Genomic DNA, 14,917 nt, shown 5'->3' with positions numbered 1-14,917 from the left:
GGGATCCGTTAGGATTTCTCTCGGCATGGAGTGGCTCAACTACCACCACCTCTTCTACTTCTGGACGGTGGCACGCGCGGGCAGCATCGCCAAGGCCAGCCAGGAGCTCCGCCTGGCGCAGCCGACCATCTCCAACCAGCTGAAGACGCTGGAGGCGAGCCTGGGCGTGAAGCTCCTCGAGCGGCAGGGGCGGCGGCTCGTCCTCACGGACGTCGGGCGCACGGTCCTTCGGTACGCCGACGACATCTTCCGCACCGGCAGCGAGCTGCAGCGAGCCGTCAAGGGACTCCCGACCGGGCAGCGGCTGCGCCTCGTGGCGGGGGTCGTGGACGTCATCCCCAAGCGGATGGCGGCCCTCCTCCTGGAGCCGGCGGTGGACGCGCACCCCGATCTCACGCTCGTGTGCCGCGAGGGGCCCCTCCCCCAGCTCCTGGCCGCGCTGGCGCTGCACGAGCTGGACGTCGTCATCGCGGACGTGCCCGCGTCGGAGGAGGTGAAGGTGAAGGCCTTCAACCACCGCCTCGGCGACTGCGGCACGACCTTCTTCGCGGCGGCCCGCCACGCGCACCTCAAGAAGGGGTTCCCGCGCTCCCTCCAGGGCGCGCCGGCGCTCCTGCCCTCCACCGGAACCGCCCTCCGGCGCTCCCTGGACGCGTGGCTCGACGCGGCCGAGCTCCGGCCGGAGCTCGCGGGGGAGTTCGACGACAGCGCCCTCATGATGGCGTTCGGCGCGCGCGGCCTCGGCGTCTTCGCGGCGCCGCGGGTCCTCGAGGATCAGATCCGCTCGGAGATGGGGGTCCAGGTGATCGGGCGCGCCGACGAGGTGCGCCAGTCGTTCTACGCCATCACCGTCGAGCGGCGGCTGCGCCACCCGGCGGTGGTCTCGATCGCCGAGGCGGCGCGGGACGCGCTCTTCGGCGCGGCCGCCTGACCTTGATTTTCCCTCAGCCTCGCGCCGACATTTTGTATTGGACTGGGTGTCGCCCGGGGGGCATGTCTATCGCGTGCCCGGAGGCACCCTCATGATGAACCAGCTCAAGACCATCCTGCTGCTCGGCGCCCTCTCCGCGATCCTCGTCGGCATCGGCGCGAGCCTCGGCCCCAACGCATTCTGGCTCTTCACCGCCATCGCCGTCGCGATGAACCTCGTCTCCTACTTCTTCTCGGACCGCATCGTCCTCCGCATGCACGGCGCCCGCGAGCTGCCGGAGGGCGAGGCGCCGCGGCTGCACGCCGTGGTCGCGGAGCTGGCCGGGCGCGCGGGCATCCCGAAGCCGCGCGTGTTCTTCATCGACGACCCCCACGCCAACGCGTTCGCGACGGGGCGCAACCCGAAGCACGCCGTGGTCGCCGTGACCCGCGGCATCGTGGAGATCCTCGACGAGCGCGAGCTGCGCGGCGTGCTCGCCCACGAGATCGCGCACGTGGCGAACCGCGACATCCTCGTGGCGAGCGTGGCGGCGGGGCTCGCGACCGCCATCTCGCACCTCGGCAACGCCCTCATGTTCGCCGGGATGTTCGGCGGCGGGAGCCAGGACGACGAGGAGGGCGGCTCGCCCGCCGGCGGGCTCGCCCTGGCGCTCCTCGCGCCCATCGGCGCGACCCTGGTCCAGCTCGGCATCTCGCGCTCGCGCGAGTACCTCGCCGACGAGACCGGCGCGCGCCTGTCGGGCGATCCGCTCGCGCTGGCGGGCGCCCTCGACAAGCTCCACCAGGCCGCCTCCCACGTCCCGAGCGCGGCCACGCCGGCCACGGCGAGCCTGTTCATCGTGAACCCCTTCGGCGCGGTCGCCGGCGGGCTCGCCCGGCTGTTCTCGACCCACCCGCCCGCCGAGGAGCGCATCCGCCGGCTCCGCGCGCTCGCGCACACGGTCCGCGGGCCCGCGTTCGACCCGGCGGGCAGCGCGCCGCGCTCGCGCCTCGTGCGCTGAGCGGCGTGCCACCGTCCGCGCGCCGCGGGCGTTCCACTCGCGGCGCGCGCGCGAAATCGTTAAGAGGAGCTCGATGAACGCACCCAAGGTGACCGTCTACACCAAGCGAAGCTGCCCGTACTGCGTGCGCGCCAAGGCGCTCCTCGCGCGCAAGGGCGTCGCCTTCCAGGAGATCGACGTGGAGGGCGACGACGCGCTCCGCTCGTGGCTGGTGGAGCGCAGCGGACAGCGCACGGTGCCGCAGGTGTTCGTCGGCGACCGGTCCCTCGGCGGCTTCATGGACGTCGACGCCCTCGACCGCGAAGGGCGGCTCGATCCCATCCTCCGCGGCGAGGCGGCGTAGCGGAATACCACCGCGGAGTTCGTTTGACTGGCGGCGGTATCTCCTCCAGAAAGGGGGCGAGCGATGCTCTCTCCCCTGCCCTCCGGTGGCCCCGCCCGCCGTCTCCTCGGCGCAGCGGCCGCTCTCCCGCTCCTGGCGGCGTGCGGCACGCTCTCCCCGTCGCGCTACGTCGCAGATCGCACCGCACCGCCGCCGGACGTCGCGCGCGTCGCGAGGGCTGAGGGCGCGGCGCCCGTCGCGCCTCCTCCTTCGGCCCCGGCGCCCGCGGCGGCGGAGCCCCGCTCGCTCGCGGATCTCGTGGACCTGGCGCTCTCACGCGACCCGGCGACCCGGGCCGCGTGGCACGACGCGCGCGCCGCCGCCGCCCAGGCGGGCGCCCAGCGCGGCCTCTACTGGCCCGCCCTGGACGCGTCCGCGACGCTGCAGCGTCAGGGCTCCACCGGCGGTCGCAGCCGAGACGCGTTCACCAGCACGACCGGCGGCGCCGCCGCGACGCTGACCTGGCTCCTCCTCGACCTCGGCCCGCGCGGCGCGCTGGTGGACTCCGCCGACTTGTTGCTCGTCGCGGCGCGGCTCGCCGAGCACGCAGCGGTCGCCGACCTCGTCCTGCAGGTGCAGCAGACGTACTTCCAGTACCTCGCCGCCAGGGCGCTCGCGGAGGCCGAGCTCGCGGCCGTGCGTCAGGCCGAGACCAGCCTCGCCACCGCGGAGGGGCGGCGCGACGCGGGGGTCGCGACCATCGCAGACGTGCTGCAGGCGCGCACGGCGCTCTCCCAGGTCCGGCTCACGCTGCAGCAGGCGGAGGGGCAGGCCCTCGCCCTGCGCGGAGCGCTCGCGACGCTCGCCGGTCTTCCACCGACCGCCGAGCTGGAGGTCGGCGCGCTCCCCGCCGAGGTGGACGCGGCGAAGGCCGGCCCCGAGGTGGACGCGCTCCTCGCCGAGGCGGCGGTCCGCAACCCGGACCTCGGCCGCGCCCGGGCGCTGGCCAGCGCCGCCGACGCGCGGGCACGCGCCGCGTCGCGCGCCTCGTGGCCGACGCTCTCGTTCCAGGCGCTCGGCGGGCGCACCCGGTACTTCGCGCCCGAGGACACGGATCCGTCGACCACCTGGTCCGCCGGGCTCGTGCTGCGCGTGCCGATCTTCGAGGGGCTCGCGCCGGCCTACGCCGCGCTGGCCGCGCGCGCCGACGCGGACGCGGCCCGCGCGCGCGCCGACGCCGCCGGCCAGCGCGTCGCCCTCGACGTCTGGACCAGCTACCAGGGGCTCCTCACCGCCGGCCGGCGGCTCGAGACCGCCCGCGATCTGCTGGCGTCGGCGCGCGCTTCCGCGGACGTGGCCCGCGGACGTTACCGGGAGGGAGTCGGCTCGATCCTCGATCTCCTGAGCGCGCAGGCCGCGCTCGAGACCGCCCAGGCAGAGGACGTGCGCGCCCGCTCCGATTACCTCATCTCCCTCGCCCTGCTCACGCGGGCGAGCGGCCGGCTGGATCTCGCCGTGACGGCGCCCCGGGGCGCGTCCGAGGCGCCGGCCGAAGGAACGCCATGACCCGCCGCGCCGCCGCGCTCGCCCTCGCCCTCGCCCTCGCCCTCGCCGCCACCGCCGCCTGCTCGCGCGGCGACGCCGGCAAGGCCGCCGGCCCCCGCGCCGTCCCCGTGCGCGCGTCGCGCGCCGTCGAGAAGGACGTCCCCGTCGAGGTCCGCGCGGTGGGCCGGATCGTCGCGAATCAGTCCGTCGCGGTGCGCGCGCAGGTGTCGGGGCCCATCGTCGCCGTCCGCTTCACGGAAGGTCAGCACGTGAAGAAGGGCGAGCTCCTCCTCGAGATCGACCGCCGCCCCTACGAGGCCGCGCTCGCCGAGGCGCGGGCGAAGCTCGCGCAGGATCGCGCCCGGGCCGAGAACGCGCGCGCCGACGCGAAGCGCTACGCCGGCCTCGTCGAGAAGGAGTACGTGACCCGCCAGCAGCACGAGGCCGCGGGTGCGAACGCGGCCGCGCTCGAGGCGACGGTCGCCGCCGACGAGGCGGCGGTCCAGCGCGCGGCCCTCGAGCTCTCCTACTGCACCATCCGCGCGCCGGCCGCCGGGCGGACCGGGCGCCTGCTCGTCCACCCGGGCAACCTCGTGACCGCCAACGCGCCGGAGCCGCTGGTCACGATCGAGCAGGTGCAGCCGGTGTTCGCGTCGTTCTCCATCCCCGAGCGGCACCTCGCCGCGCTCCGCGGGCGGGCGCTCGGCCTCCCCGTGCGCGTGCGCCCCGCGGGGAGCGCGCAGGACCAGGCCGGCTCCCTCGCGTTCATCGACAACGCGGTCGATCCGGCGACCGGCACGATCCTGCTCAAGGCCCGCCTCGGGAACGAGGACGAGGCGCTCTGGCCCGGGCAGGTGGTGGACGTCTTCCTGCGGATCGCGGAGCGCGCCCGCGCCGTGGTGGTGCCCGCGTCCGCGGTGGCGTCGGGCCAGCAGGGGGACTACGCGTACGTGGTGAGCGACGAGCGCAAGGCCCAGCTCCGCCCCGTGGTCGTCGAGCAGGCGGGCGCGGAGGAGGCGGTGATCTCGAAGGGGATCGCCGCGGGCGAGCTCGTGGTGACCGAGGGGCAGCTCAAGCTGCGCCCCGACGCGCCCGTGGAGCTGCTCGGGGAGCGCGGGACGGCGCCCGCCGCCGGAGGCGCGCCGGAGGCGAAGGGCGCGGCCCGATGAACCTCTCCGCCCCTTTCATCCGCCGGCCCGTCATGACGACGCTCGTCATGGCGAGCTTCACGGCGTTCGGCGTCTTCGCCTACCGCTCGCTGCCGGTCTCGGACCTGCCGGTGGTGGACTTCCCCACCATCTCGGTGAACGCCTCGGTCCCCGGCGCGAGCCCGGAGACGATGGCCGCCTCGGTCGCGACGCCGCTCGAGCGCGAGTTCTCGAACATCGCCGGCATCAAGAGCATGAACTCGTCGTCGAGCCAGGGCTCGACCTCGGTCACGCTCGAGTTCGATCTCGACCGCGACATCGACTCGGCGGCGCTCGACGTGCAGGCGGCGATCTCGGCCAGCCTCGGCAAGCTCCCGTCGACGATGCCCAACCCGCCGACGTTCCGGAAGGTGAACCCGGCGGACCAGCCCATCCTCTACCTCTCGCTCACCTCTCCCACGCTGCCGCTCTCGAGCGTGAACCGCTACGCGCAGGATCTCGTCGCGCAGCGCATCGCGACGGTGCCGGGCGTGGCGGAGGTCGCCATCTTCGGATCCCAGAAGTACGCGGTGCGGATCCAGCTCGACCCGCGCGCGCTCGCGGCCCGCGGCATCGGGCTCGAGGAGGTGGCGGCCGCGGTCCGCAGCTCCAACGCGAACCTGCCCACCGGCATCATCGAGGGGCGCGATCGCGCCTACACCATCGAGGCGTCCGGCGGCCTGCTCACCGCGGCCGACTTCCGCGAGGTGGTGGTGGCGTTCCGCGACGGCGCGCCCGTGCGGCTCGCCGACCTCGGCGAGGTGAAGGACGGCGTGGAGAACGACCGCGTCGCCGCCTGGTTCGTCCAGGCCGGCAAGGACCAGCGGAGCGTCACGGTGGCGGTGCGGCGGCAGCCGGGCACGAACACCGTCCAGATCGCGGAGGAGGTGCAGCAGCTGCTCCCCACGATCAACCAGCAGCTCCCCGCGGCCGTCGAGCTGAAGGTGATCTACGACCGCTCCGAGTCGATCCGCCACTCGGTCGTGGACGTGCAGTTCACGCTGCTCCTCACGCTCGCCCTGGTGGTCCTCGTCATCTTCCTGTTCCTGCGGAACCTGCCCGCGACGGTCATCCCGAGCCTCGCCCTGCCCGTGTCCCTCGTCGGCACCTTCGGGCTCATGGCCGCGCTGGACTACTCCCTCGACAACCTCTCCCTCATGGCGCTGACGCTCGCCGTCGGGTTCGTGGTCGACGACGCCATCGTCATGCTCGAGAACATCGTCCGGCACATGGAGCGCGGCGAGCCGCCGCTCGAGGCGGCGTTCCGCGGGTCGAAGGAGATCGCCTTCACCATCGTCTCGATGACGATCTCGCTCGCCGCGGTCTTCCTCCCCATCCTCTTCATGGGCGGGCTCGTGGGGCGGCTCTTCGAGGAGTTCGCGGTCACCATCGGCGCCGCCATCCTGGTCTCCGGCTTCGTCTCCCTCACCCTCACCCCCCTCCTCTGCGCGCGCTTCCTGAAGCCCCACGCCCGGGAGCGGCACGGCCGCTTCTACCTGGCCACGGAGCGCGCCTTCGACGCGTCTCTGCGCTTCTACGATCGCGGCCTCACCTGGTCGCTCGCGCACCCGCGCGCGGTGCTCGCGTTCTCCGCGCTCGTGCTGGTGCTCATGGTCCCGCTCTGGAGGGCCGTGCCGAAGGGCTTCCTCCCGAGCGAGGACACCGGCCGGCTCCTCATCAACACGGAGCCGGCGGAGGGCACGAGCTGGGACGCGATGGTCCGGGCCCACCGGAACGTCGCCGAGATCGCCACCCGTCACCCGGCCGTGGACCACGCGAACTCGACCGTCCGCAGCTCCTCGAACGGCTTCGTGTTCCTCCGGCTGAACGACGGCGACCGGCCGCACGTGGATCAGGTCATCCAGGATCTCCGCCGCGAGCTGGGGGCCGTCCCGTCGGTGCGCGCGATCCCGATCAACCCGCCGCCCATCTCGCTCGCGGGCGGCGGCGGGCGAGCCCAGTACTCGGTCACGCTCCAGGACGCCGACACCGAGGCGCTCTACCGATCGGCGCCGCAGCTGGAGGCGCGCATGCGCGGCCTCCCTTCGCTCACCGACGTGAACTCCGACCTCAGGCTCGCCTCCCCGCGCGTGACGGTCCAGATCGACCGCGACCGCGCCGCCGCGCTCGGCGTCTCGCCGCTCGCCATCGAGGACGCCCTCTACACCGCCTTCGGCTCCCGGCGCGTGTCCGTCATCAGCGCCCCCGAGGACCAGTACGAGGTGCTGATGGAGCTCGAGCCGGGGTTCCGGCTCGACCCCGGCGCGCTCTCCCTCGTGTACGTCCGGTCCGGCGCGGGCGTGAACCTCGGCTCCGGCGCGACGGGGAACCTCGTCCCGCTCGACACCCTCGCCAAGCTGGGCCGCACGGTCGGCCCGCTGTCGGTGAACCACGCCGGGCAGCTCCCCGCCGTGAACCTCAGCTTCAACCTCGCCCCCGGACGATCGCTCGGCGACGCGGTGCAGGAGATCGAGGCAGCCGCCGCGGAGGAGCTGCCCGCCACGGTGGGTACGCGCTTCCAGGGCACGGCCCAGGCCTTCCAGGAGTCCATGCGCGGCCTCGGGGTGCTCCTCGTCATGGCGATCCTGGTCATCTACGTGGTGCTCGGGATCCTGTACGAGAGCTTCATCCACCCGATCACGATCCTCACCGCCCTGCCCTTCGCCGGGTTCGGGGCGCTCGTGACGCTCCTCCTGTTCGGCACCGACCTGTCCATCTACGCGTTCGTCGGCATCATCATGCTCGTCGGGCTCGTGAAGAAGAACGGCATCATGATGGTCGACTTCGCCATCGAGGCGCAGCGCGCGGGCAAGTCGCCGCGCGACGCGATCCACGAGGCGTCGCTCGTGCGGTTCCGCCCGATCATGATGACCACCATGGCGGCGCTCATGGGCACGCTGCCCATCGCCCTGGGGATCGGCGCGGGCGCCGAGTCGCGGCAGCCGCTCGGCCTCGCCGTGGTGGGCGGCCTCCTCTTCTCCCAGTTCCTCACGCTCTACGTGACGCCGGTGTTCTACGTGTGGATGGAGCGGCTCCGCGCAGCCAGCGGCCGCCGGGGCGCCGCGACCGGCGGCGTCGGCCCGGACCGCTCCGCCGCAGCGCCTCATCCCTAGCCGCCGGCTCTCGATTCGCCGGCTCCCCGGCGACCAGGTCCCGCGGCGCCCGCTCGTCCCCCCGTGCCGCGGGCCCTCGCGCGGGCCGGGGGGTCACCTCGTCCGTACCTTTTCGACAAGGGAGGGACGAATGAACAAGGACCAGATCAAGGGCAAGGTCGAGGAGATCAAGGGCGACGTGAAGCAGCGCATCGGCGGCGCGACCAAGGATCGCTCGACGCAGGGCGAGGGCTGGCTCGAGGAGAAGAAGGGCCAGGTCCGCCAGGGCATCGGCGACCTGAAGGAAGAGGTGAAGCGCGAGGACGAGCGCGACCTCGACCGCGATCTCGGCCGAAAGACGTAGCGACCGTCACCCCGAGAGGCAGCGGCGCCCCGGCGGAGGTCCCGCCGGGGCGCCCTTTCATCGTCGGCCAGCGCCGGGTTCAGGCGCGCGAGCTCACCACCCGCACGTGCGGCCCGCGTTCTGCTCCGCGAGCCACTTGCGGAGAGGGGCGAAGTACGCGAGCAGCGCCGACGCGTCGGCCTGCTTCGCGCCGGCGAGGGCCGCGTACGCCTCCGGCCACGGCCGCGACGCGCCGAGCTCCATCATCGCCACGAGCCGCTTGCCGGCGTCCTTGGAGCCGTAGATCGAGCACTGGTGGAGCGGCCCCTTCCAGCCGGCCGCCTCGCACAGCGCCTGGTGGAACTGGAACTGGTACACGTGCGCCAGGAAGTAGCGGGTGTACGGGACGTTCGAGGGGATGTGGTACTTGGCGCCCGGGTCGAAGTCGGCCTCGCTCCGCGCGACCGGGGCGTCGACGCCCTGGTACTTCCGCCGGAGCTCCCACCACGCGGCGTTGTAGCGGTCCGGCGGCACCTTCCCGCTGAACACATCCCAGCGCCACTGGTCGATGAGGAGCCCGAACGGGAGGAAGGCGATCTTCTCGAGCGCCTTCTTCATCTGGAAGTTGATGGTGCCGCGGTCGTCCTTCGGGACGCCCGGGACGAGCCCGACCTGCTTCAGATATCCCGGCGTCACGGAGAGCGCGATCGCGTCGCCGAGCGCCTCATGGAAGCCGTCGTTGGCGCTGTCCTGGAAGAGCAGCGGCAGGTGGACGTAGGCGCGCTGGTAATAGTTGTGGCCCAGCTCGTGGTGGATGGTGACGAGGTCCTCCTCGATGGGCCGGATGCACATCTTGATGCGCAGGTCGGCGGCGAAGGTGACGTCCCACGCGCTCGCGTGGCACACCACCTCCCGGTCGCGCGGCTTCACGAGCTGGGAGCGCTCCCAGAAGCTGGGCGGGAGCGGCTCGAGGCCGAGCGAGGTGAAGAACGCCTCGCCGAGCTTCACCATCCGCGCCGCGTCGTACTTCTGACGCTTCAGGGCCGCGTCCACGTCGAGGCTCCCCACGCCCTTGAACGGCTCGACGAGCGGGTAGAGGTTCGACCAGTCCTGCGCCCACATGTTGCCGAGCAGGTGCGCCGGGATCGGCTTTCCGTCGGGGACCTTGGCCTTCCCGTAGGCCTGCTGGAGCCGGCCGCGCACGTAGCAGTGGAGCTCGTCGTAGAGCGGCTTCACCTCCGCCCACAGCCGGCCGACGTCGGCCTCGAACGCCTCGGGCGCCATGTCGTAGTCGGCGCGCCAGAGGTCGCCGAGATCGCTGAAGCCGATCTCCCTGGCCCCCTCGTTGCCGAGGGTGACGAGCCGCTCGTACAGCGGGCGCATCTCGCGCGAGATGGTGTGCCAGCCGGTCCAGGCGTCGAGCAGCTCGGGGTAGCTGCGGCTCTTCGCGAGGACCTCCTCGAGCTGCTGCAGGTCGCGGCAGCGCGGCGCCGCCCTGCCCGGCGCGGGCGTCCCGCACCACTTGCCCTTGCCGTAGATCCCCTCGAGCTTCGCGGAGATCTCGGCGAGCTCCCGCCGGCGGGCCGCATCGCTCGGCGCGGGCAGCGACGAGGCGACCTTGAGCAGGTGCAGCATGCGCGCGGTGTCGGCGTCCGCCTTCACGCCGTCGAAGCGGACCGACTCGGCGATGGCGCGCGAGAGGTACGCCATGACGTCCTCGTTGAGGGCGGCGGCGTTCCGCTCGGTGTCGTCGGTGATGTAGGTGGCCTTGATCCAGTCGGCGGTGGACGAGCGGATCCAGAGCCGCTTCAGCTCGGCGTTGACGCCGTCGACGAACGCCTTCGCCTCCGCGGCGGTGGGCGGCTTCGAGGAGGGCGCCGGAGCGACGACGGTCGCGCGGGCGTCGGGGTCGGAGGGCTCGGCGGCGGCGCCCCCCGCGGCCGTGGAGAGCAGCAGTGCTGTGACGAGGAGAATGTGTCTCATGGGGCGCGGATCCTACGAGCGACCCCGCCCGCGCGCCAGCGCGTCCTTCGCCGGCCGCACGGTGGCAGCTCCGCTCCCCCTTCGACGGCTCGGGACGAGCGGAGCCGGGCTCCGGCCCGCCCTGGAAGGCCCGGGATGAGCGGGATCGAGGGCGCCGCCTAGTGCGGCTGGCCGCCGCCGCGACGGTCGTTCGCGAACATTCCGGCGAAGGAGCGCGGCTCCTCGTGCAGCTTGAACAGCGGACACTTCTCGCAGGACCAGCTGTCCCAATCCAGCCTCACCGCGACGTCGAGGCAGGCGTCGTAGTGGAGGCAGTAGAGATTCCTGTGGCCGGCCACGGTGGTCTCGGAGCGGATGAGCTGGGTGAGCGGGGTCGGATTGGGATTGGCATCCACCTTGGTGCTCCTGGTTTCGTTTCGGAACAGGCGTGCGGCCGGTCGATTCCCGCGCCGTATGCCCGTGCGGAAAAAAGCTCGGAAATGCGCAAGTTGGGCGTCCCCCCGCAAGGACGGAAGCCCCGTTAGGGTACAGCCGATGCGCGAGTCAACCGTTCTCCCGGTATAACGCCGCCTTTGACGCTGTGCCGTGGCCGATCTCTCTCCAACCGGTATTCGCTGTAAGTGCACACTCCGGGGCGTCTCCGGTATGCGGCGAAACGCCTCATCGAGGAACCGTGATTGACCCTGAGTGCACCGGCTGCGCCGTCGTCCGCGGGGTGCACGCCGTGCCCGGTGGCATCGTCCGGCGGGAGAGCGGCTTCGTCCTCCACGCGCTGGCGGACGCCTCGCCGCTCCGCGGGTGGCTCGTCCTGACGAGCGAGCGGCACGCTCGCGCCTGGTACGACCTCGCGCCGGAGGAGCTCGCCGCGCTGGGACCCCTCGCGGCGCGCGTGATGGCCGCGCAGCGCGCGGCGCTGGGGGCGGAGCACGTCTACGCCTTCGCCATCGGCGACGTGCTCCGGCACTTCCACCTGCACCTCGTCCCGCGCTTCGCAGCCACCCCCGAGCGGCTCCGCGGGCGCGGCTGCTTCGAGGGGCGGCCCGAGGACATGCTGGCGGAGGCGGACCTCGCGGCGGCGGCCTCGGCCGTCGCGGCGGCGATGGGGAACGACCGGACGCCGATCCGCTGAGGGCGGCTTCACGGGCTCCGAGGCGCCGGCCGCCCGGCCGGGGGTCAGGCACCGGCGGCCGCTGCGAGACCGTCTCGGAACGACGGATACGTGAGCGTGACCCCGAGTACCGCCCGCGTGCGCTCGGAGCGGATCCGCCGGCTCGGGCCCTCGGCGGGCGCGTCGCTCCGGGGCGGAGTCATGCCGAGCCGGGCGGCGATCCACTCCACGACCTCGCGCCGCCGCGCGGGCTCCGCGTCGCTGCCGTGGTACACCGCCCCGCCCTCGGCGCGCTCGAGCGCGGCCAGCACGAAGGCGATCGCGTCGTCGAGGTGGCAGAAGTTCATCCACGCGTCGTCGCCGGGGCCGAGCGCGAGGCGGCCGGCCCGCACGCGGTCCACGATCCCGGTCCGCCCCGGGCCGTAGAGGCCGGAGAGCCGGACCACCGACGTGCGGAGCGGGCCCGCGGAGGCGCCGCGCACGAGCGACTCTGCCTCCACCAGCACCGCCGCGGTACCGCTCGCGGGAGCGGGCGCGGTCGCCTCGTCCACCTCCGACCCGTCCCGCTGCCCGAACACGCCCGTGGACCCCGTGTAGACCAGCGCGCGCGTTCCGCCTCGAGCCGCCGCGGCGAGGAGGGTCCGGTTCGCCTCGACGTACGCGGCGCGGTACGCGTCCGCGCCGTCCGCGCCGGCGGACTGGCACGCGACGATCGCGTCCACCGCGGGGAGCCGCCCCGCCGCGGAGGGGTCGGCGAGATCGACCGCGAGCGGCTCGATCCCGAGCGCCGAGAGCGCGGCGGCCCGGCCCGGGTCACGGCGGATGCCCGTGACGCGATCGCCCCGCTCGACGAGCCGGCGCGCGAGCGCCGTCCCGAGCCAGCCGCAGCCTGCGACGAGGACGTGCATGGGGTCACCTCGCGGAGAACGTCGGCCGGTATTATGACGGACGCGGCACGCCCGGGCACGCGGCGATCCGGCCGCGCTGCGGAGGGCGCCGGAGCTCGGCGTGGAGGGAACCCTGCGAGCCAAGACCCGACCGGCGGCGGCGTGAGCGCCCCCGACCTCGTCGTCCTCGCCGGGCTGCAGGGCGCCGGCAAGTCCAGCTTCTACCGGGCCCGCTTCGCGGCGACGCACGCGCACGTGTCGAAGGACCTGTTTCGCAGCGCGCGCGACAAGGGGCGGCGGCAGCGGGAGCTCGTCACCGCGGCCGCCCGCGCGGGCGGGCCGGCGGTCATCGACGACACCAACCCGCGGCGCGCCGATCGCGCCGTCCTGGTCGCGCTCGCGCGCGAGCTCGGGATGCGGCCCCTGCTGTACTGGTTCCCGCCCGACGTCCGCGCGTCGCTGGCGCGCAACGCGGAGCGCACCGGGCGGGCGCAGGTGCCGAAGGTCGCGATCTTCGCGACCGCGCAGCGGCTCGAGCCGCCGGAGCCGGCCGAGGGGTTCGCCTCCGTCTACGAGGTGCAGGCGGCGCCGGAGGGCGCGTTCCTCGTCACTGCCCGGCCGGAGCTCGGGGCACCGTAGGAGCCGCTCACGCGGCGTTCGGCCCGAGCGCAGCCGCGGCGCGAGGTCGTGGGGGCGAGACCGTGGACGGCTACGCGCTCTTCAGCGCCGCCGCCACGATCGCCTTGGCCTCGTCGAGGATGCGCCCGAGGTGCGCCTCGTCCCTGAAGCTCTCCGCGTAGATCTTGTAGACGTCCTCGGTGCCCGACGGCCGCGCCGCGAACCAGCCGTTCTCGGCGACCACCTTCAGCCCGCCGATCCCGGCGCCGTTGCCGGGCGCGCGCGTGAGGCGCGCCAGGATCGGCTCGCCCGCGAGCGCCGTCGCCGTGACGGCCTCCGGCGCGAGCTTCTTCAGGATCGCCTTCTCCGCGGGCGTCGCCGCCGCGTCGACGCGCGCGTAGACCGGGGCGCCGAGCTCGGCGACGAGGTCCCGGTACAGCTCGCCGGGATCCTTCCCGGTGCGGGCGCGCATCTCGACGGCGAGCAGATCCATCACGATCCCGTCCTTGTCGGTCGTCCACGTGGTCCCGTCGCGGCGCAGGAACGAGGCGCCCGCGCTCTCCTCCCCGCCGAAGCCGATCGAGCCGTCGAGCAGCCCCGGCACGAACCACTTGAATCCCACCGGCACCTCGACCAGGCGCCTCCCGAGCCGCCTCGCGACCCGGTCGATGAGGGCCGAGGACACCAGCGTCTTCCCGACCCCCGCCGCCGCCGGCCAGCCCGGCCGGTTCCGGAACAGGTAGTCGATGGAGACCGCGAGGTAGTGGTTCGGGTTCATGAGCCCGGCGGCGGGGGTGACGATGCCGTGCCGGTCCGAGTCCGCGTCGTTCCCGAAGGCCAGGTCGAACCGGTCCTTCATGGCGACGAGGTTCGCCATGGCGTAGGGGGACGAGCAGTCCATGCGGATCTTGCCGTCGTGGTCGAGCGGCATGAATCCGAAGGTCGGATCGACGAGGGGGTTCACGACGGTGAGGTCGAGGCCGTACGCCGCCGCGATCGCGCCCCAGTAGTGCGCGTTCGAGCCGCCGAGGGGATCGACCCCGATGCGCAGCGAGGCGCCGCGCGCGGCGTCGAGGTCGAGCGCGCTCCGGAGATCCTCGACGTACGGTCGGACGTAGTCGCGCGTGTGGACGTTGGGGGCGCGCCGCGCCGCTTCGTACGGCATGCGCCGCACGCCGGTCCCGCCCGCCGCGAGCAGCTCGTTCGAGCGGGCCTCGATGGCGGCGGTCACGTCCGTGTCCGCCGGTCCGCCGTCGGGCGGGTTGTACTTGATGCCGCCGTCCTCGGGCGGGTTGTGAGACGGCGTGATGACGATGCCGTCGGCGAGCCCGCCGCTCCGGCTCCGGTTGTGCGCGAGGATGGCGTGCGAGATCACGGGCGTCGGCACGGGCGCGCCCCCCTCGGACAGCACCACCTCCACGCCGTTCGCGGCGAGCACCTCGAGGGCCGTGCGCTCCGCCGGCTCGGAGAGCGCGTGGGTGTCCCGGCCGAGGAAGAGCGGACCCGTCACCCCGGCGCGCGCCCGGTGCTCGCAGACCGCCTGGGCGACCGCGAGGATGTGGGCCTCGTTGAAGCTCCTTCGCAGCGACGAGCCGCGGTGGCCGGAGGTGCCGAAGGAGACGCGCTCGGCGGCGTTCGCGGGATCCGGACGCTCCGCGGCATAGCGACGGAGGAGGTCCGGGACGTCGACGAGGAGATCCTTCGGGGCGGGCTTCCCGGCGAGGGGATGTGGCATGGCACGAAATCTCGCACGCCCCCCGGTCTTGTCACCGTCTCGAACGGGCCCGACAATGGCGCGATGCGTCTGATGGCGCCACCCGCTTGCGTTGAGCGTCGCGAGGCACACGATGCCGTCGCCGAGCGGGGCACACGACGACCGAGCAGCGCAGGCGTGCCTGGAA

The 14,917-nt window shown here is 73.5% G+C and carries 13 protein-coding genes; 9 read left to right on the top strand and 4 right to left on the bottom strand.

Annotated features, from left to right (window positions below):
* Positions 1 to 25 precede the first annotated feature (25 nt).
* The 7 genes from nhaR (at position 26) to ANAE109_RS09105 (ending at position 8,441) form a co-directional block, all read left to right on the top strand.
* The gene (gene nhaR, locus ANAE109_RS09135) at positions 26 to 931 is read left to right on the top strand and encodes a transcriptional activator NhaR (RefSeq protein ID WP_012096571.1); all 906 of its coding nucleotides are present in this window, start codon (positions 26 to 28) and stop codon (positions 929 to 931) included.
* A 91-nt stretch (positions 932 to 1,022) separates the two neighbouring features.
* A complete protein-coding gene (locus tag ANAE109_RS09130; protein WP_041448231.1) occupies positions 1,023 to 1,931 on the top strand; it encodes a zinc metalloprotease HtpX in 909 nt (302 codons plus the stop codon).
* A gap of 73 nt (positions 1,932 to 2,004) precedes the next feature.
* Positions 2,005 to 2,274, top strand: coding sequence for a glutaredoxin 3 (gene grxC / locus ANAE109_RS09125; protein ID WP_012096569.1), 270 nt, complete (start codon positions 2,005 to 2,007; stop codon positions 2,272 to 2,274).
* A gap of 63 nt (positions 2,275 to 2,337) precedes the next feature.
* Entirely contained in the window at positions 2,338 to 3,819 is a 1,482-nt protein-coding gene (locus ANAE109_RS09120; RefSeq protein WP_012096568.1) for a TolC family protein, read from the top strand.
* On the top strand, positions 3,816 to 4,967 hold the full coding sequence (locus ANAE109_RS09115) for an efflux RND transporter periplasmic adaptor subunit (protein ID WP_012096567.1): 1,152 nt from the start codon (positions 3,816 to 3,818) through the stop codon (positions 4,965 to 4,967). The genes ANAE109_RS09120 and ANAE109_RS09115 overlap by 4 nt, the downstream gene beginning before the upstream one ends.
* Positions 4,964 to 8,098 (top strand): efflux RND transporter permease subunit, encoded by a 3,135-nt coding sequence (locus ANAE109_RS09110; RefSeq protein WP_012096566.1) that lies wholly within the window; start codon positions 4,964 to 4,966, stop codon positions 8,096 to 8,098. The genes ANAE109_RS09115 and ANAE109_RS09110 overlap by 4 nt, the downstream gene beginning before the upstream one ends.
* Before the next feature lie 130 nt (positions 8,099 to 8,228).
* Positions 8,229 to 8,441: a CsbD family protein gene (locus tag ANAE109_RS09105; protein WP_012096565.1), complete on the top strand. Its 213-nt coding sequence runs from the start codon at positions 8,229 to 8,231 to the stop codon at positions 8,439 to 8,441.
* Between the two features lie 93 nt (positions 8,442 to 8,534).
* On the opposite strand, the gene ANAE109_RS09100 is transcribed toward ANAE109_RS09105, so the two are convergent.
* Positions 8,535 to 10,403, bottom strand: a complete 1,869-nt coding sequence (locus tag ANAE109_RS09100; protein ID WP_012096564.1) for a M2 family metallopeptidase — start codon at positions 10,401 to 10,403, stop codon at positions 8,535 to 8,537.
* A 158-nt stretch (positions 10,404 to 10,561) separates the two neighbouring features.
* A complete protein-coding gene (locus ANAE109_RS09095) occupies positions 10,562 to 10,798 on the bottom strand; it encodes a hypothetical protein (protein WP_012096563.1) in 237 nt (78 codons plus the stop codon).
* 278 nt (positions 10,799 to 11,076) lie between these two features.
* Between ANAE109_RS09095 and ANAE109_RS09090 the strand changes: the two genes are divergently transcribed.
* Positions 11,077 to 11,532, top strand: coding sequence for an HIT family protein (locus ANAE109_RS09090; protein WP_012096562.1), 456 nt, complete (start codon positions 11,077 to 11,079; stop codon positions 11,530 to 11,532).
* Between the two features lie 44 nt (positions 11,533 to 11,576).
* Here ANAE109_RS09090 and ANAE109_RS09085 read toward each other — a convergent pair whose 3' ends face one another.
* Entirely contained in the window at positions 11,577 to 12,419 is an 843-nt protein-coding gene (locus ANAE109_RS09085) for an NAD-dependent epimerase/dehydratase family protein (RefSeq protein WP_012096561.1), read from the bottom strand.
* 141 nt (positions 12,420 to 12,560) lie between these two features.
* Here ANAE109_RS09085 and ANAE109_RS09080 point away from each other — a divergent pair, with 141 nt between their 5' ends.
* Positions 12,561 to 13,037 (top strand): AAA family ATPase, encoded by a 477-nt coding sequence (locus ANAE109_RS09080; protein ID WP_041448230.1) that lies wholly within the window; start codon positions 12,561 to 12,563, stop codon positions 13,035 to 13,037.
* 70 nt (positions 13,038 to 13,107) lie between these two features.
* On the opposite strand, the gene pgm is transcribed toward ANAE109_RS09080, so the two are convergent.
* On the bottom strand, positions 13,108 to 14,751 hold the full coding sequence (gene pgm, locus ANAE109_RS09075) for a phosphoglucomutase (alpha-D-glucose-1,6-bisphosphate-dependent) (RefSeq protein WP_012096559.1): 1,644 nt from the start codon (positions 14,749 to 14,751) through the stop codon (positions 13,108 to 13,110).
* Positions 14,752 to 14,917: the final 166 nt, after the last annotated feature.

This window comes from Anaeromyxobacter sp. Fw109-5, from assembly GCF_000017505.1.
Lineage (GTDB): Bacteria > Myxococcota > Myxococcia > Myxococcales > Anaeromyxobacteraceae > Anaeromyxobacter.
This window is presented reverse-complemented; position numbering and strand designations above follow the sequence as displayed.

Bases quoted from the DNA above. Each gene is read 5' to 3' on its own strand.
- ANAE109_RS09085 (WP_012096561.1), bottom strand. From the start codon at position 12,419: ATGCACGTCCTCGTCGCAGGCTGCGGCTGGCTCGGGACGGCGCTCGCG.
- pgm (WP_012096559.1), bottom strand. From the start codon at position 14,751: ATGCCACATCCCCTCGCCGGGAAGCCCGCCCCGAAGGATCTCCTCGTC.
- ANAE109_RS09100 (WP_012096564.1), bottom strand. From the start codon at position 10,403: ATGAGACACATTCTCCTCGTCACAGCACTGCTGCTCTCCACGGCCGCG.
- ANAE109_RS09110 (WP_012096566.1), top strand. From the start codon at position 4,964: ATGAACCTCTCCGCCCCTTTCATCCGCCGGCCCGTCATGACGACGCTC.
- ANAE109_RS09115 (WP_012096567.1), top strand. From the start codon at position 3,816: ATGACCCGCCGCGCCGCCGCGCTCGCCCTCGCCCTCGCCCTCGCCCTC.
- nhaR (WP_012096571.1), top strand. From the start codon at position 26: ATGGAGTGGCTCAACTACCACCACCTCTTCTACTTCTGGACGGTGGCA.
- ANAE109_RS09105 (WP_012096565.1), top strand. From the start codon at position 8,229: ATGAACAAGGACCAGATCAAGGGCAAGGTCGAGGAGATCAAGGGCGAC.
- grxC (WP_012096569.1), top strand. From the start codon at position 2,005: ATGAACGCACCCAAGGTGACCGTCTACACCAAGCGAAGCTGCCCGTAC.
- ANAE109_RS09130 (WP_041448231.1), top strand. From the start codon at position 1,023: ATGATGAACCAGCTCAAGACCATCCTGCTGCTCGGCGCCCTCTCCGCG.
- ANAE109_RS09120 (WP_012096568.1), top strand. From the start codon at position 2,338: ATGCTCTCTCCCCTGCCCTCCGGTGGCCCCGCCCGCCGTCTCCTCGGC.